The sequence below is a fragment of the Fictibacillus phosphorivorans genome (assembly GCF_001619875.1).
In the GTDB taxonomy this organism is placed as follows: domain Bacteria; phylum Bacillota; class Bacilli; order Bacillales; family Fictibacillaceae; genus Fictibacillus; species Fictibacillus phosphorivorans_B.
Map to the genome: position 1 here is coordinate 39,909 of NZ_LRFC01000004.1, position 17,687 is coordinate 57,595.

The following is a 17,687-nucleotide window of genomic DNA, read 5'->3' on the forward strand; positions in this document are numbered from 1 at the left end:
ATTGTACGCGAGAGGGGTTAGAGTAATGCGGAACAAAGGAACGTTGCGTCAAATATTGCTTATTACAGATGGGTGTTCGAATCAAGGTGAAGATCCAGTAGCGATGGCTGCACTTGCTCACGAACAAGGAATTGCTGTTAACGTTATCGGTGTACTGAACGAGAATGCTCCTGAGTATCATAGACAAGGTTTAAGAGAAGTTGAGGAAATTGCAATGGCTGGCGGTGGAATCAGTCAGGTGGTATACACGAAGCAGCTCGCACAAACGGTTAAGATGGTCACGCAAAAAGCAATGGCCCAAACAATTAAAGGAGTCGTTAACGCGGAATTGCAGCAGATACTAGGAAGTCAGTCGACGATGGAAGATCTTCCTCCTGATAAAAGAGGAGAAGTTATTGAAGTTGTAGATGAGATGGGAGAAACAATGAATCTCGAAATCTTGGTTTTAATTGACGCTTCGGGCTCGATGGAAGACAAGATGCTTACGGTTCAAGAATCCCTTCTTGATCTATCTATCTCTTTAAATTCCAGAATCGGTGATAATGAGTTTTCGATCTATGTCTTCCCAGGGAAAAGATCAGAAGCAGAAGAATTACTAAGCTGGTCATCCAAACTAGACTCGATTGGTAAGATCTTTTCAAAGATTACACTCGGTGGAATCACACCAACGGGACCTGCTATAAAAGAAGGAATTGCCGCTTTCGGCCGCAAACGTTCTTCAAAAAGGAGATTCTTGTCCGATGATGCCCCAGGATATACGAACGAGTCTGGTATGTAACTTAGTTGTTGGTGAGGAAATCCGCGGAAAGTGGAACCATTCTAAGTATCGAATCCGCCGCCGACTAGGGTATGGCGCAACAGGTGCGGTCTATTTGGCTGATTCTGATCGTGGAGTTGTCGCACTTAAAATCGGACATGATCAGATGTCGATCACATCTGAAGTGAATGTGCTGAAGCGTTTTTCTAAGGTCCAGGGGAAAGTCCTTGGACCTTCTTTAATCGACGTGGATGACTGGGTGGCACGTAATAGCACGTATCCTTTTTATGCGATGGAATATTTAAAAGGTGAAACGCTGTTTGATTTTATGAAAACTAAATCTTCAGAGTGGGCGGGAATTTTGCTTGTGCAGCTCCTGACAGATCTGCATACCTTGCATCAGGCTGGCTGGGCGTTTGGAGATTTAAAACCTGATAATCTACTCGTGACGGGGCCTCCCTATCGCATCCGATGGATAGACGTGGGTGGAACTACTGTGATGGACAGATCGATCAAGGAATATACCGAATTCTATGACAGGGGATATTGGGGGAAAGGGTCACGAAAAGCGGAACCCTCTTACGATCTCTTCTCAGCAGGGATGGTTATGGTGAACCTGGCTTACCCTTCACGATTTTCGAAAAATGGCGATCCTAATAAACAGATGCAAGCAAAAATAACAGGAAGTCCAATGCTTAAGCCATACGCTTCTATATTAGAAAAAGCATGGAACGGAAAATACCGGTATGCAGAAGAGATGAGAAACGAACTCGTTCTACTGTTAAATGCCAGGGATAAAGCCAGATCACCTAAAAAGCAGAGCCAGCAAGCTTCTCAGCAGCCTGCGTCGAGGCAAGCTCAAAAGAAAAAGAAAAGCAGCTTTATTACAGAAACTTTCTTAGTATTTACCTTTGTATTTGTCGTGTACCTGTTCTACATGCTCGGTCAGACGATGTAAATGGTGTTAGTTCCCGCATTTCTTTGTTATGATTTTTAAAAAGGCTGTTTTCCTAAGAACATGCAGGATAAAAACGAAAACAGCCTTTTAAAGAGATATCAAAAGTGAAGGAGCGGTTCGCTTTGCAGGAAGTGGAGAACTTTATTCGAAAACACCGGCTTCTTTCATCGGTCAAAAAAGTAGTTATAGGTGTATCAGGTGGACCTGATTCGTTAGCTTTATTGCATTATTTGTGGAAAAGGTCCTCTTTTTATAAAATCAATGTAATTGCAGCATCCTTCGACCACCAGCTGAGAGGAGAAGAATCTGCAAGAGAGCTTGCTTTTGTAAGAAGCTTTTGCGAAAAAAGAAATATTACATTTGAAGGCTGCAAGGCCGATGTTGCAAATTATCAAAAAGAACATGGCTTATCGCTTCAAACAGCCGCAAGAACATGCAGATATACTTTTTTTGAAGAAGTGATGAACAGACATCACGCAGATGCACTTGCATTGGCGCACCACGGTGATGACCAAGTAGAAACGATGCTCATGAGAATGACAAGAGGCAGTGAGGGCTTTAGCTTAGCAGGAATACCAATAAAGCGGCCATTTGCAAATGGAGAAATAATTCGTCCTTTTTTAGGAATAACAAAGGAACAAATCGAGCATTATTGTAAAGTAGAAAACCTATTTCCTGTTCACGACTCAAGCAATGATAGTGAAAAATATGTACGAAACAGATTCAGAAAAAATGTTCTTCCCTTTTTAAAAAAGGAAAACCCTAGCGTTCATGAAAGATTTCAGCATTTAAGTGAAACCATTTCAGAAGATGAAGCGTATATATTGAAACTGGCTGCAATAGAGTTAGAAAAGGTTTTAATCAGTCAAACAGAGGGGAAAATAGAGTTATCTGTATCTGCTTTTAACAAGATGCCTATTCCTTTACAAAAAAGAGGGATTACACTAATATTGAACTATCTGTATAAAATTAATCCTTCATCTCTTTCCTCTGTACATAAGGAAAACTTTCTTAGTTTGCTCGGAAGTGAGCATCCATCTGGATCTTTGCATTTTCCGTCAGGTTTAGTTGTCAGCCGAACTTATGACAGATGTTTATTAAGTTTTGAGCAGGACGTCAATCATGAGGAATGGTCATTTGATTATTCACTAGAGCTGCCTGGAATTGTGGAATTGCCAAATGGAATGGTTACTGCTGAAATAACAGATCGTAAGCCCGCTTTACTAAGAGGAAAAGATGTTTTTGTGTTTTCAAGGAAAGATGTAAGTCTCCCGTTGCGTGTTCGCAGCCGAAAGCCAGGTGACCGGATGGCGATTGCCGGTGTTGGTTCTCGGAAATTAAAAGATATATTTATTGATGCTAAAGTGCCGCAAGAAGAACGGAAAGTTTGGCCGATTGTAGTTGATGCGAAAGGCGAGATCGTTTGGCTTCCCGGACTGAAACACACTCGACACTACTCTTTAAATCAATCTGAACAATGGGTTATTTTACGCTTTCAAAAAAATCGCCATGACGTCTAGGAGGCTTGTTGAACATGCATGATGAAATTTTAGAAACCCTTATATCCGAAGAAGCTATTCAAAACAAGATTAAAGAACTTGGAAAAGAGCTTTCAGAGGAATATAAGGAAAGTTTTCCGTTAGTAATTGGGGTTTTAAAAGGTGCTCTACCTTTTATGGCAGACTTGATTAAACGAATGGATATCCATCTCGAGATCGATTTAATGGCAGTGTCCAGCTATGGAGCTTCTACCGTTTCTTCCGGTCAAGTGAAAATTGTTAAAGATTTAGATACTTCCTTAGAAGGTCGAGACGTTATCATTGTAGAAGATATTATTGACAGTGGATTAACGCTTAGCTATCTCGTTCAACTATTTAAGGCTCGCAAAGCGAAATCGGTTAAGATTGTAACTTTGCTGGATAAGCCAACAGGACGTAAGGTTGATATCGCGCCAGATCTTGCGGGCTTTATCGTTCCTGATGCTTTTGTTGTTGGTTACGGATTAGACTACATCGAGAAGTACCGCAACTTGCCTTACATTGGCGTGTTAAAGCCAGAGATCTACGAAAAGTAAGAATAAAAAACCGCATAAGATTTGATTGTTCGCCTAAGGAGGTAAGGAATGAATCGCATCTTCCGTAATACAATATTTTATTTATTAATCTTTTTAGTTGTAGTTGGAGTTGTCAGCTTTTTCAATGGCAACAACAATGAAGTCAAAGAAATTCGTTATGACCAGCTGACAAAGTACATTGAATCAGGCAAAGTGGAAAGCATCGTTTACCAGCCTGAGGGCGGCGTATATGTTGTCCGCGGCCAGCTACAGGGAGCTAAAGAAGGAGAAGTATTCCAGACAAACGCTCCATTGACAGGTAACACACTTGCTGAAGTTGAAAAGCTTGCTGATTCTGCAAATGTAGAATTTAAGCAGCAGGAACAGACAAGTGGCTGGGTGACATTCTTCACCTCAATTATTCCGTTTGTCATTATCTTTATCTTATTCTTCTTCTTATTAAACCAGGCCCAAGGTGGCGGAAGCCGTGTTATGAACTTTGGGAAAAGCAAAGCGAAACTGTATAATGAAGAAAAGAAAAAAGTTACGTTTAAAGACGTAGCTGGTGCAGATGAAGAGAAACAAGAGCTAGTTGAAGTTGTAGAGTTCTTAAAAGACCCGCGTAAATTCTCTGCTTTAGGTGCTCGTATTCCAAAGGGTGTTCTTCTAGTAGGACCTCCGGGTACTGGTAAAACACTTCTTGCACGTGCAGTAGCGGGAGAAGCTGGCGTTCCATTCTTCTCGATCTCAGGTTCTGATTTCGTTGAGATGTTCGTTGGGGTCGGTGCATCACGTGTTCGTGACTTGTTTGAAAACGCAAAGAAAAATGCGCCTTGTATCATTTTTATCGATGAAATTGACGCAGTTGGTCGTCAGCGTGGAGCTGGTCTTGGCGGAGGCCATGACGAGCGTGAACAAACACTTAACCAATTGCTAGTTGAAATGGACGGTTTCGGTGCAAACGAAGGTATTATCATCATCGCTGCAACTAACCGTGCCGATATTCTAGACCCTGCCCTTCTTCGTCCAGGACGTTTTGACCGTCAGATTCCGGTTAACCGCCCAGATGTTAAAGGACGTGAAGAGGTACTGCAAGTGCATGCACGCAACAAGCCGCTTGCTGAAGACGTTAACTTAAAAACAATCGCGATGCGTACGCCAGGCTTCTCTGGTGCAGATCTTGAAAACTTATTAAACGAAGCGGCGTTAGTAGCTGCCCGTTCTAATAAGAAAAAGATCGATATGGATGACGTTGATGAAGCGATTGACCGCGTAATTGCGGGACCTGCGAAAAAGAGCCGTGTTATTTCGGAAAAAGAAAAGAACATCGTTGCTTACCATGAAGCAGGTCACACTGTAATTGGTCTAGTACTTGAAGGAGCAGACACTGTTCATAAGGTTACCGTTGTCCCTCGTGGCCAAGCAGGTGGCTACACAGTAATGCTACCTAAAGAAGACCGTTACTTCATGACAAAACCTGAATTAGAAGATAAAATCGTTGGATTGCTTGGAGGCCGTGTTGCTGAAGAGATCACGTTCAAAGAAGTAAGTACTGGTGCTCATAATGACTTCCAGCGTGCAACTGGGATTGCTCGCCGCATGGTTACTGAGTTTGGTATGAGTGAACGACTAGGACCGATGCAGTTCGGTACCTCTCAAGGCGGTCAAGTCTTCTTAGGAAGAGACTTCAATAATGAGCAAAATTATAGTGATGCAATCGCACATGAGATCGACTTAGAAGTTCAGCGCATCATCAAAGAATCATACGAGCGTTGCCGTCAGATCCTTACTGAACACAATTCTAAGTTAGAGATCATCGCTCAAACATTGCTTACTGTAGAAACGCTTGATGAAGAGCAAATCAAAGAACTTGTTAAAACAGGCAAGCTTCCTGACAGAAAAACGATTTCAAATCCATCTGATGATGTTAAAGTAACACTTAACAAAAAGGATGAAGAACCAAAGCAAGATTAATTTTTAAAAAGGATGCCTCAAATCTTGAGGTGTCCTTTTTCTTTGTAACTGGCTCTTTTCTAATATTCGTATGATCAATTTGTTCTTTATCTTCATTGACAAGTTGATAGGAGTGAAAGATGCGAGACTCCTGGGGGATTAGCGGGACAGGTGAGACTTCTATAGCGCAAAGCGCCGAGGAGGCTCACCGCACGCCCCCCGGAAAGCGAGTATCTGAAACGTATATCAACCTCTCTCAAGAACATCGGGGAATACTAATAAGCCAGGTTACTTTACTCCTATACGTTTTATGTTATAACTATTATAGAAACTTAAGATAAGAAGCGGGGACAAATTCCATGATTTTTGTGTTTGATGTCGGAAATACGAATATTGTTTTAGGACTCTATGAGAATGATGAATTAAAACATCATTGGAGAATTCATACATCACGTGAAAAAACAGAAGACGAGTACGGAATGCTCATACTCGATTTGTTTCGTCACGTTAATATCCATAAAGAGCAGATTGAAGGAATCATAATTTCTTCTGTCGTACCTCCTATCATGTTCGCTTTAGAGCGCATGTGTGTTAAATATTTCAACCAGCGCCCATTAGTTGTAGGACCTGGTATAAAAACAGGGCTAAATATTAAGTATGAAAACCCAAGAGAAGTTGGGGCAGACCGAATTGTTAACGCGGTTGCTGCAATTCATGAATATGATGCACCGCTCATCATTGTTGATTTTGGAACAGCTACGACGTACTGCTATATCAACGAACATAAACAGTACATGGGTGGAGCGATCGCACCTGGAATAAATATCTCTACTGAAGCGCTCTATACAAAGGCGGCTAAACTGCCTCGTATCGAAATTGCAAAACCTGAAGGCGTAATCGGAAAGAATACAGTTAATGCTATGCAAGCAGGTATTCTTTATGGATATGTAGGCCAAGTAGAGGGTATTGTAAAAAGAATGAAGGAACAATCTTCGATCGAGCCAAAAGTTATTGCAACGGGCGGGCTTGCGAATTTAATTGCAGCGGAAAGCAACGTGATTGATCACGTAGATCCATTTTTGACGTTGAAAGGTCTTTTGCTTATATACGATAAAAATAAGAACGGTTAAAGGATGAGTTTAAATGAATGATTATTTAATAAAAGCTCTTGCTTATGATGGGCAGATTCGCGCTTATGCGATCTCTTCTACTGAGATGGTAAGTGAAGCACAAAGAAGACATGATACATGGCCAACAGCATCAGCTGCTCTAGGGCGAGCGATGACGGCATCCACCATGATGGGTATGATGCTAAAAGGTGAAAACAATAGCATAACAGTGAAGATTGAAGGCGGCGGACCGATTGGAGTTATCATCGTTGATAGCAATACAAAAGGTGAAACGAGAGGCTATGTTACAAATCCGCATACGCATTTTGAACTGAACAGCAAAGGAAAACTGGATGTTGCACGAGCTGTCGGTAAAGATGGATTTTTATCTGTTCTTAAAGATATCGGGATGCGTGAGAAGTTTACTGGCCAAGTGCCAATGGTTTCGGGTGAGTTAGGTGAGGACTTCACGTATTACTTTGCTTCTTCTGAACAGGTGCCATCTGCAGTAGGTGTAGGTGTTTTGGTCAACCCTGATAATTCGATCAAAGCCTCTGGTGGTTTTATTGTTCAAGTCATGCCGAATGCTTCAGATGCAATCGTTGACCTTTTAGAAGAAAGAATCAACGCAATTCCGCCGATCTCACGATTGATCGAAAAAGGAATGACACCAGAGGAGATCTTATTTGAGCTTTTAGGAGAAGATCAAGTTCAAATCTTAGAGAAGTCCCCAGTACGCTTTCAATGTACGTGTTCACATGAGCGTTTTGGACAGGCGATCGTCAGTCTTGGCGAACAAGAAATCACGGATATTATAGAAGAAGACGGACAAGCTGAAACAAATTGTCAGTTCTGTAATGCAACATATATCTTCACAAAAGAAGAACTTCAAACATTGCTTGATCAAGCAAGAGCGTAAACCCGGAATTTTTTCCGGGTTTTGTTTTATACATGAAAAGAAGAATTCTGCGTACGCTTGTAGTAGATAAATTTTGCTGTGCAATTAAATTGACAGAGTATTTCCAGAGTTGCTACAATTAATCCAATAAAAATACTCGGTTTTAGGAGTGATGGCAGATGGCAAGAGTGGCACAATCCGTAACAGAATTGATTGGTCAGACACCTGTTGTGAAATTAAATCGTATTACAACAGAAGATATGGCAGATGTTTATCTAAAGTTAGAGTTCATGAATCCAGGAAGCAGTGTGAAAGACCGTATCGCATTAGCAATGATTGAGGATGCGGAGAAAAGCGGAAAATTAAAGGCAGAAGATACGATTGTAGAACCAACAAGCGGAAATACAGGGATTGGTTTGGCGATGGTTGCTGCCGCAAAAGGGTATAAAACAGTCCTTGTTATGCCTGAAACAATGAGTTTAGAAAGAAGAAACCTGCTTAGAGCGTATGGAGCAGATTTGGTATTAACTCCTGGTCCTGAAGGGATGGGCGGAGCGATTAGAAAAGCAGAAGAGTTAGCGAAAGAAAAAGGTTATTTCATGCCACAGCAGTTTAAAAATGAAGCGAACCCTGCTATTCATAGAGATACAACAGGACAAGAAATCGTATCTCAATTTCCGGATGGACTAGACGCATTTGTTTCTGGTATCGGAACAGGTGGTACGATCACAGGTGCAGGCCAGGTTCTAAAAGAGAAATATCCAGACATTAAAATCTTTGCTGTAGAACCAACAGATTCTCCTGTATTATCTGGAGGTAAGCCAGGACCACATAAAATCCAAGGTATCGGCGCAGGTTTTGTTCCAGATATTTTAAAAACAGACATTTATGACGAAGTGTTAACCATCTCAAATGAGGAAGCCTTTGAATGGGCGAGAAAAGCTGCCCGTGAAGAAGGTCTGCTAGGCGGAATCTCATCAGGTGCAGCCATCTCAGCTGCTCTAAAAGTTGCTAAGAAGCTAGGAAAAGGTAAAAAGGTATTAGCGATTATCCCAAGTAACGGCGAGCGTTACTTAAGTACACCATTGTACCAATTCGAAGATTAATCTTTTTAAAGAGAGCTCCCTCTTTTGCGGGAGAAAACAAGAATATACAAGCTAAATCGAAAAACGCAACGAAAATTCGTTGCGTTTTTACTTGCTTTGTAAGGATTTTAATAAAAAACACAACTTTTTTTACCTTAATGACCCTAATTAGCACATATTTTCGCAAATCGCCAATAACTATTGCCACACCGCAAATAGATATGCGAATTCACTAGTCAATTAACCTGTCATTCTTAGTTAAAAAGAACAATTTTACGCTATTGAGCGAAAACAGCTGTGTTGTGAGCGAAACCGACCCCTGACTGAGCGAAAACCCCATTCGATTGAGCGAAAGTGTAATAAATAAAAGAACACGTACCGTAAAACAGGGTGCTGCAGTAATTTCCTGTAATCAGGCAACATTAATCAGTTAATAGAAACGACAGGTGCGAGAATCACCGCACACCCCTCGGAAAGCAAAGCAACCTGTATTGGAAATCAACCCACTTCCATAAGCAACAAAGTTTTTACCAATTGGAGCCATGTAAATGCAGGAAATTGGGAGAAAGGTGTGCCAAAGTGAAACACCTCATGTACAATGTAAGCAGAAGATTTTTGGGAGAGTGACCATATGGGGATGAATAATAAATGGCATGTCATGCATTCATGTATACACCTTTCTAAAGAAGAGTGGTTTTATAAATATAAATTCTTAGCAGCGACAGAACCTCGCCACGTTATGTTGGAGAGCGGAAGAACAGGAAAGTATAGCATTATCGGCCTTTCTCCTTTCGCTGAAGTCACAGGTAAACACAATGAACTAACCATTAAAACAGATGAAGGTTCAACGGTTTTAACTGGTCCGGTGTATGAGCAGTTCCAAAACTGGTTTAAAGATTTTGAAGTAGAACCAGTAGAAGGCTTGCCGGATTTTACAGGCGGGGCAATCGGATATTTAAGCTATGACCTTACTCGCGAATTTGAAAAGCTGCCAGTTACGTCAGAGGACGATCTCGGCTTGCCGGATTTATATTTCTTATTATTTAAAGATGTTTTTGTTTACGAACATGAAACAAGCACCCTGTGGATCCTTGTTACAGGAGAAGAGAAGAACGACCCTTATCTTATGGACAAGCTTCGTGCGTTTAAAGAAATGTGGGAAGCGCCTCTATCCGATCAAGAGTCACATCAAGATCAGGGTTATCCAATAGAAGACTTTAAACATGTATCAATGACTGAAGATGTTTTTGTAGAAGCGGTTAAAAAGATTCAACATTATATCTCTGAAGGAGACGTGTTCCAAGTAAACTTATCCGTTCGCCAGTCAAAAGCATTAAGAACACCTCCTTTTCACGTATACGAAGAATTAAGAAGAATCAATCCTTCGCCATATATGGGCTATCTGCAGACTCCTGATTTTCAGCTCGTTAGCGCTTCGCCTGAACTCTTAGTAAAGAAAAAAGGTGACCGAATAAGCACCAGACCGATTGCTGGCACACGTCCGCGCGGTAGAACAGAAGAAGAAGATCTGGAGCTTGCAAACACGCTTATTGAAAATGAGAAAGAACGGGCTGAACATGTGATGCTTGTCGATCTCGAGCGAAATGATCTTGGTAAGGTCTCTGTCTATGGCAGCGTAAATGTGGACGAGTTCATGGTGATTGAAAGGTATTCGCACGTCATGCACATCGTCTCTAACGTGGTAGGAAAATTGCGGCCAGAATGTGATGCGTTTGATTGTATAAAAGCGACATTCCCTGGTGGTACAATCACTGGCGCGCCAAAGGTAAGAACGATGGAGATCATTGAGGAGTTAGAACCTGTACGAAGAGGCGTTTACACAGGAAGCATAGGGTGGATCGGTTTTAACGGCGATACCGAAATGAATATCGCAATTCGTACGATGGTATGTCAAAATGAAACTGCACACGTTCAAGCGGGTGCCGGTATTGTAATTGACTCCATACCTGAAAGTGAATACAAAGAGAGTTTAAAAAAAGCAGAGGCGCTGTGGCGTGCCAAAGAGCAGAGTGAGCTCGGGTCAATTTTGGTCTAACACAGCACATGAGAGGAGAAGAGACGAGATGATTTTAATGATTGATAACTACGATTCTTTTACGTACAACCTCGTTCAGTATTTAGGAGAGATGGGTGAGGAGCTTGTCGTAAAACGAAACGATGAGATAACGATAGCAGAAATTGAGCAGCTGAATCCGGAATTTTTAATGATCTCACCTGGTCCATGTTCACCAAATGAAGCGGGAATCAGTTTAGAGGCAATTTCATACTTTGCCGGAAAAATCCCGATTTTTGGTGTTTGTTTAGGTCACCAGTCAATCGCGCAAGTTTTTGGAGGAGACGTGGTACGTGCTGAGCGGTTGATGCACGGGAAAGTTTCCCCAGTTCTTCATGACGGCAAAACGGTTTATGAAGGATTAGCACAAGAATTTCCTGCGACACGCTATCACTCCCTAATCGTAAAAAGAGAGACACTGCCTGATTGCTTTGAGATTTCTTCTTGGACGGAAGAAGGAGAAATTATGGGCATCCGTCATAAAGAGCTTCCGATAGAAGGCGTACAATATCATCCAGAATCCATTTTAACGGAAGACGGCAAGAAGCTGTTACGAAACTTTATCAATACGTATAAAGGCAAAAATGTATCATGTACATCTATTTAAACGGAAAAGTAGTGCCTAAAGAAGAAGCAGTCATCTCGCCGTACGATCACGGGTTCATGTACGGCGTGGGTGCGTTCGAAACGTTCAGAACGTATGACGGCTTCCCTTTTTTGATTGATGAACATTTGACTCGGCTGCATGAAGCGCTAAAAGAGTTGAATATTCATTTGGAGCTTGATTCAGAAATAGTGATTGAAATGGTAAATACTTTGCTGCGCAAAAATGAGTTGGATGATGCTTATTTCAGGTTGAATGTTTCAGCAGGTGTGGGAGATATCGGACTGCAGACTCTTCCTTACGAAGTCCCTGCCGTCATCCTATATACAAAACCTCTTATAGAGAGCAGTACCCTTTTAGAAAAAGAACTGATTCCGTTAAAAACGGTGCGCAATACACCAGAGGGTGAAAAGAGGTTAAAATCACATCATTATTTAAACAGCATTCTTGGCAAGAGAGAGCTATCAGCTGTTAATCAAGAGGGTGTCTTTTTAACACAAGACGGATACATCAGCGAAGGAACGGTTTCAAACATCTTTTGGTACAGTGATAACAAGCTGTTTACTCCGGGCACTTCTACAGGCATTTTAGAAGGCATCACACGAAAATGGGTAATGAATGCATCACAAATTCTGAACATTCCTGTTGAAACGGGGAATTATAAATTAGAGAAGTTAGTTGAAGCGGATGAAATTTTCCTGACGAACTCGATTCAAGAACTCGTACCCGTAAACAAGTTTCAAGATAAAAAGTTTCCGGCAACTGAAGGTGAAATTTACAATCTTTACAAAGTACTTTATAAGGAACATACAAATAAACAACACCGAAGTATTTGATGTATTTTTGAAAGGATAGATTCTCCATGCATGAAATGTTAGTAAAACAGACTAGGCTTAATTGTGGCGAATACGTACTGGATTTTTCAAAAAAGACATATGTGATGGGAATTCTGAATGTCACACCGGATTCGTTTTCAGATGGCGGTCATCACAACAGGATCGAACAAGCCATTACCCATGCGAAACAGATGGTAAGGGATGGCGCTGATATTATTGATATTGGCGGTGAATCCACAAGACCTGGAGCTGAGAAGGTACCACTCAATCAAGAGCTTGATCGTGTCATTCCAGTAATTGAAGCATTAAAAAATGAAGTAGATGTGCCTTTATCCATCGACACATATAAAGCAGAGACTGCCTATCAGGCCGTAAAAGCTGGTGCTCATATCATCAATGACGTCTGGGGAGCGAAGTTTGACCCGGATATGCCAAAAGTAATGGCTGAAACGAATGTCCCGGTAATTTTGATGCATAACCGTTTTGATACGAACTATCAAGAATTCATGTCGGATGTAATCGCAGACTTAGAGCATAGCATTGCAATTGCCGTTAAGGCGGGGGTCAATCCTGAGAATATCATCTTAGATCCGGGTGTTGGTTTTGTTAAAACGTTTAAACAAAACCTTGAAACGATAAGAAGGCTGAATGAAATCGCAGAGTTAGGCTATCCTGTTTTATTAGGAACTTCACGAAAATCAATGATCGGTAAGGCGCTCGATCTTCCGGTAGAAGAGCGAGTGGAAGGTACAGGTGCGACGGTTTGCCTTGGAATAGAAAGAGGCTGTTCTATTGTACGTGTTCATGACGTGAAGGAAATAAACAGAATGGCTAAAATGATGGATATCATGCTCGGTAAAGGAGCGTTATCTCATGGATAAGATGTATGTGAACGGGATGAAGTTCTACGGTTATCACGGAGTATTTGCAGAAGAGCAAAAACTTGGACAGCGTTTTAACGTGGACGTCGTTTTGTCTATGGACCTATCAAAAGCGGGACTTTCTGATGAACTGGATGCTACGGTTAACTACGGCGAGGTATACGGAGCTGTTAAAGAAATCGTAGAAGGTGAGCCGGTAAAGCTTTTAGAGACATTGGCTGAAACGATCTCTGCAGCGTTGCTTGCTAAATTCACACAGATAGATGAGACAACAATAAAAGTTATTAAGCCAGACCCGCCTATTCCGGGGCACTATGAATCGGTAGCCGTCGAAATCACGAGAGGGCGCGCTTAGATGGTGAACAACAATATCGCTTATTTGTCAGTTGGTTCTAACATGGGGGATCGAGAACAATTGCTGCTAAAAGCAATCGCATTTTTAGAAGAGGATTCTGAGATATCGATTGAACGCCTTTCATCGATCTACGAAACGGACCCTGTTGGTGTTACAGATCAGCCACTGTTTCTAAATTTAGCACTAAAACTCAAAACGGACCTTTCTCCACAGGAGCTTTTGAGTAAACTGCAAGAGGTGGAGATGAAACTGGACCGTAAACGAGTTCAAAAGTGGGGGCCGCGAACAATAGACCTTGACATTTTATTGTATAATAGTGTAAGTATACAGACGGAAGTATTAACGATCCCGCATCCACGTATGCTTGAAAGGGCATTTGTTCTCATACCTCTAAGTGAAATTGCTCCTGATGATGTTTATCCGGACAAAACAATTTCGATACATCAAGTCCTTTGCGAACAAAGAGAAAAAGAAGGTGTACGCATATGGAAGAAGACAGACTTGGAAGACGCATCCGTGCGTTCAGAAAATTAAAAGGCTATACCCAAGAACAGCTCGCTAAAGACATAGGGATCTCAGTATCCGTTTTAGGTGAAGTGGAAAGGGGCAGCCGAAAGCCCAAAGTGGATTTGCTTCATAAAATAGCGAATCAGTTCAGCATTAACGTTGAAGAATTACAGTAAGAAGATAGATTGCCAATTCAATAGCGAAACGAGGTGATATGGATGTTGAAAATAGGTGATATTACGCTTAAAAACCAAGTGGTTCTAGCACCGATGGCTGGTGTATGCAATCCTGCGTTCCGATTGATCGCAAAAGAGTTCGGAGCCGGGCTCGTATGTGCAGAGATGGTAAGTGACAAAGGGATTTTGCATGAGAATGAACGGTCTCTAAAGATGCTTTATGTCGATGAACGTGAAAAACCGCTCAGTCTCCAGATCTTCGGTGGAGAACGAGAATCTTTAGTTGCTGCTGCTAAATACGTTGATAAACATACAAACGCAGACATTATTGATATAAACATGGGATGCCCTGTTCCGAAGATCACAAAATGTGATGCAGGAGCCAAATGGCTGCTAGACCCAGATAAGATCTATGAAATGGTAGCAGCGACTGTTGATGCTGTTCAAAAACCGGTGACGGTAAAAATGCGGATCGGCTGGGATGAAGACCACATTTTTGCTGTGAAAAATGCTCAAGCCGTTGAACGTGCGGGTGGTGCAGCGGTTGCTGTACACGGGCGTACACGTGTTCAAATGTACGAAGGAACAGCAGACTGGGACATCATCGGTGAAGTGAAGAAGAACGTATCGATTCCGGTAATCGGTAACGGTGATATTTCCACACCTCAAGAAGCGAAAGAGCGTCTAGAGAAATACGGTGTCGATGGTGTAATGATCGGGAGAGCGGCTCTAGGAAACCCTTGGATGCTGTATCGTACCATTCAATATCTTGAAAACGGAGAAATTGCTCCTGAACCAACTGCTCGCGAAAAGATGAACATCTGCATGCTTCATATGGACCGTTTAATCGAACTAAAAGGTGAAGATGTTGCTACAAGAGAGATGAGGAAACACGCAGCTTGGTACCTAAAAGGTTTGCCGAAAACAGGTACTGTCCGAAACGAAATCAACCAGATGACTACTCGTGATGGAATGAGTAAGCTATTGTTTGGTTATGTGGAGCAAATAGAAGAAGAAATACAAAAAATAAGCTAAAAGCTAGCAAAATACAGCCAGATCATCAGATGACTGGCTGTTGTTTGCTTAAACAAGCTTCTGGTGTTTTTCTTTTATAATGATTGAGGAGGAATAGCATATGGCTATGCTTAAACTCACCCAAGAAGGCACCAGGAATCTAGAACAAGAATTACAGTACCTATCAAAACGCAAAAAGGAATGCAGGAAATCTCCAGAGAGAGAATTCATACAGTCACGAATGGCGGAAATAACGGATATTTTAGCTCGATCTGTCACAGGTCCGGTTGTAAGAGAAGCGGGAGGGTTTGTAGAACCAGGCTCTGTTGTTACAATAGAAGACACAGTCTTTAAAGAAAGATATACGTATACGATCGTACATCCTTTTGAAGCAGATCCTCGTGAAAATCTCATATCTGTTCAGTCTCCGATTGCAAAAGCTGCAATTGGGAAAGCCGTTTATTCAACATTTACTGTAGTCGTTCCCTTAGGCGAGAACTTAACTTATACCATAATTGATATTCAAAACTGCTAAAGCTAGGAGTGTTCCCATGAGTCAAGAATTAGAATTAAATGATTTGCTGCGCGTACGAAGAGAAAAGTTAGCTGCTCTAACCGAAAAAGGAGTAGACCCATTCGGTACAAAGTATAACCGTACACATACAGCAAGTGATCTTGTAAGTGAGTATGGAGAAAAAGAAAAAGAAGAACTTGATAACGAAGAAATCTCAGTAACCCTTGCTGGCCGTATCATGACAAAGCGCGGAAAAGGGAAAGCAGGATTCGCTCATATTCAAGACCTTACGGGTAAGATCCAGATTTATGTAAGATTAGATGCGGTCGGTGAAGAACAATACGAACTATTCAATACGATTGATATCGGTGACTGGGTAGGTGTAACAGGATTAGTTTTTAAAACAAAAGTAGGAGAACTTTCGATTAAAGCGAAAGATTTTCAGCTTCTCACAAAGTCCTTGCGCCCGCTACCAGATAAGTTCCACGGACTAAAAGACGTTGAACAGCGTTACCGTCAGCGTTATGTGGATTTAATCATGAATCCAGAAGTTAAGGAAACATTTATTTCCCGTTCTAAAATCATTCGTTCTATGCGCCGCTATTTAGATGACAATGGTTATTTAGAAGTTGAAACACCTACAATGCACTCTATCCCAGGCGGAGCATCTGCGCGTCCGTTTATTACACATCATAATGCGCTTGATATGGAGCTTTACATGCGTATTGCGATCGAGCTTCACTTAAAGCGTCTTATCGTAGGCGGACTTGAAAAGGTATATGAAATCGGCCGTGTATTCCGTAACGAAGGAGTATCCACTCGCCACAATCCTGAATTTACGATGATTGAGCTGTATGAAGCATATGCAGATTACCTAGATATCATGGAGTTAACCGAGAACTTAATCGCTCATATCGCACAAGATGTACTTGGTACAACTACTGTAACGTACGGTGACTATGAAGTAGATCTTAAGCCGCGCTGGAAAAGAGTACACATGGTTGATGCGATTAAAGAAGCTGCTGGGGTAGACTTCTGGCCAGAAATGACTGATGAAGAAGCACGTGCTTTAGCTAAAGAGCACAACGTACCTGTAAAAGACAACATGTCTTATGGTCATGTTGTTAATGAGTTCTTCGAGCACTTTGTTGAGGAAAAACTGATTCAACCTACATTCATTTACGGTCACCCAGTTGCAATCTCACCTCTAGCGAAGAAGAATCCGGAAGATCCACGCTTCACAGATCGTTTTGAGTTGTTTATTGTCGGACGTGAGCATGCAAATGCATTCTCAGAGCTTAATGACCCGATCGACCAGCGTGAACGTTTTGAAGAGCAGTTAAAAGAACGTGCTGAAGGTAACGACGAAGCACACATGATGGATGAAGACTTTGTAGAGGCTCTTGAGTATGGAATGCCTCCTACAGGTGGACTAGGGATCGGAATTGATCGCCTTGTTATGCTGTTAACAAATTCACCTTCTATCCGTGATGTTCTTTTATTCCCGCAAATGCGCCATTCAGAGAAGTAATTTATAGTCAAAAAGCCAGCCCTGTGCTGGCTTTTTGTTTATTAAGCGTTCCGAGTATAAGATATAAAAAATTGAGAAATATAATGAAGGTGTATTTAATGAAATATCATTTCACTATATCTTGTATGATAGCAGTGTATTTATAAGCCTATCTAGTGGAAGGCTGAATAGCTGTATAATGACTTAATTAAAAGTTAACTTTTTTTCGTTAAAACTATTGTACAAGAGCGAAAAAGGTGGTATATTATTCTTCGTCGCAAGGAATACTGACATGTTGACTGCTTCACTTAAACGATTAAAAGTTTTTGAAAAAAGCTGTTGACAACGAGGGTTGCGACATGGTAATCTAATAAAGTCGCCAAAACGAGCGGCTAACAAAAAG

Annotated in this window: 19 protein-coding genes; 18 read left to right on the forward strand and 1 reads right to left on the reverse strand. The window is 41.5% G+C overall.

What is annotated here, in order from left to right; translation table 11 throughout:
- The first annotated feature begins 25 nt into the window (after positions 1-25).
- From AWM68_RS05405 to lysS, 18 genes are all read left to right on the forward strand, one after another.
- The gene (locus AWM68_RS05405) at positions 26-778 is read left to right on the forward strand and encodes a VWA domain-containing protein (protein ID WP_066238186.1); all 753 of its coding nucleotides are present in this window, start codon (positions 26-28) and stop codon (positions 776-778) included.
- The gene (locus tag AWM68_RS05410) at positions 741-1,715 is read left to right on the forward strand and encodes a serine/threonine protein kinase (RefSeq protein WP_066238189.1); all 975 of its coding nucleotides are present in this window, start codon (positions 741-743) and stop codon (positions 1,713-1,715) included. The genes AWM68_RS05405 and AWM68_RS05410 overlap by 38 nt, the downstream gene beginning before the upstream one ends.
- A 131-nt stretch (positions 1,716-1,846) precedes the next feature.
- On the forward strand, positions 1,847-3,235 hold the full coding sequence (gene tilS, locus AWM68_RS05415; protein ID WP_231868374.1) for a tRNA lysidine(34) synthetase TilS: 1,389 nt from the start codon (positions 1,847-1,849) through the stop codon (positions 3,233-3,235).
- A gap of 14 nt (positions 3,236-3,249) precedes the next feature.
- Complete coding sequence (hpt, locus tag AWM68_RS05420) at positions 3,250-3,789, forward strand: hypoxanthine phosphoribosyltransferase (protein ID WP_066238195.1); 540 nt, start codon at positions 3,250-3,252, stop codon at positions 3,787-3,789.
- Positions 3,790-3,837: 48 nt separating this feature from the next.
- The gene (gene ftsH, locus AWM68_RS05425; protein ID WP_066238198.1) at positions 3,838-5,742 is read left to right on the forward strand and encodes an ATP-dependent zinc metalloprotease FtsH; all 1,905 of its coding nucleotides are present in this window, start codon (positions 3,838-3,840) and stop codon (positions 5,740-5,742) included.
- Positions 5,743-6,080: 338 nt separating this feature from the next.
- The gene (locus AWM68_RS05430; protein WP_066238201.1) at positions 6,081-6,851 is read left to right on the forward strand and encodes a type III pantothenate kinase; all 771 of its coding nucleotides are present in this window, start codon (positions 6,081-6,083) and stop codon (positions 6,849-6,851) included.
- A 13-nt stretch (positions 6,852-6,864) separates the two neighbouring features.
- A complete protein-coding gene (hslO, locus tag AWM68_RS05435) occupies positions 6,865-7,749 on the forward strand; it encodes an Hsp33 family molecular chaperone HslO (RefSeq protein ID WP_066238204.1) in 885 nt (294 codons plus the stop codon).
- A gap of 158 nt (positions 7,750-7,907) precedes the next feature.
- Positions 7,908-8,834, forward strand: a complete 927-nt coding sequence (gene cysK, locus AWM68_RS05440; RefSeq protein WP_066238208.1) for a cysteine synthase A — start codon at positions 7,908-7,910, stop codon at positions 8,832-8,834.
- 610 nt (positions 8,835-9,444) lie between these two features.
- Positions 9,445-10,869, forward strand: a complete 1,425-nt coding sequence (locus AWM68_RS05445; RefSeq protein ID WP_419865573.1) for an anthranilate synthase component I family protein — start codon at positions 9,445-9,447, stop codon at positions 10,867-10,869.
- A gap of 28 nt (positions 10,870-10,897) precedes the next feature.
- Entirely contained in the window at positions 10,898-11,494 is a 597-nt protein-coding gene (pabA, locus tag AWM68_RS05450; protein WP_066238211.1) for an aminodeoxychorismate/anthranilate synthase component II, read from the forward strand.
- Positions 11,479-12,327 carry an aminodeoxychorismate lyase gene (gene pabC / locus AWM68_RS05455; protein WP_066238214.1) on the forward strand — a complete coding sequence of 283 codons (849 nt, stop codon included), beginning with the start codon at positions 11,479-11,481 and terminating at the stop codon, positions 12,325-12,327. Before pabA ends, pabC begins: the two co-directional genes overlap by 16 nt.
- Positions 12,328-12,362: 35 nt before the next feature.
- Positions 12,363-13,208 (forward strand): dihydropteroate synthase, encoded by an 846-nt coding sequence (gene folP / locus AWM68_RS05460; RefSeq protein WP_066238242.1) that lies wholly within the window; start codon positions 12,363-12,365, stop codon positions 13,206-13,208.
- Positions 13,201-13,563: a dihydroneopterin aldolase gene (gene folB / locus AWM68_RS05465; protein ID WP_066238216.1), complete on the forward strand. Its 363-nt coding sequence runs from the start codon at positions 13,201-13,203 to the stop codon at positions 13,561-13,563. The genes folP and folB overlap by 8 nt, the downstream gene beginning before the upstream one ends.
- Complete coding sequence (gene folK, locus AWM68_RS05470; protein WP_066238219.1) at positions 13,564-14,097, forward strand: 2-amino-4-hydroxy-6-hydroxymethyldihydropteridine diphosphokinase; 534 nt, start codon at positions 13,564-13,566, stop codon at positions 14,095-14,097. It abuts the gene before it with no gap.
- Positions 14,049-14,246 carry a helix-turn-helix domain-containing protein gene (locus AWM68_RS05475; RefSeq protein WP_066238222.1) on the forward strand — a complete coding sequence of 66 codons (198 nt, stop codon included), beginning with the start codon at positions 14,049-14,051 and terminating at the stop codon, positions 14,244-14,246. Before folK ends, AWM68_RS05475 begins: the two co-directional genes overlap by 49 nt.
- 42 nt (positions 14,247-14,288) lie before the next feature.
- Complete coding sequence (gene dusB, locus AWM68_RS05480) at positions 14,289-15,281, forward strand: tRNA dihydrouridine synthase DusB (protein WP_066238225.1); 993 nt, start codon at positions 14,289-14,291, stop codon at positions 15,279-15,281.
- Positions 15,282-15,381: 100 nt separating this feature from the next.
- The gene (locus AWM68_RS05485) at positions 15,382-15,795 is read left to right on the forward strand and encodes a GreA/GreB family elongation factor (RefSeq protein WP_066238228.1); all 414 of its coding nucleotides are present in this window, start codon (positions 15,382-15,384) and stop codon (positions 15,793-15,795) included.
- A 16-nt stretch (positions 15,796-15,811) separates the two neighbouring features.
- Complete coding sequence (gene lysS / locus AWM68_RS05490; RefSeq protein ID WP_066238231.1) at positions 15,812-17,305, forward strand: lysine--tRNA ligase; 1,494 nt, start codon at positions 15,812-15,814, stop codon at positions 17,303-17,305.
- A 183-nt stretch (positions 17,306-17,488) separates the two neighbouring features.
- Here lysS and AWM68_RS21850 read toward each other — a convergent pair.
- The coding region (locus tag AWM68_RS21850) for a hypothetical protein (RefSeq protein WP_231868372.1) at positions 17,489-17,687 on the reverse strand (199 nt) is incomplete at its 5' end.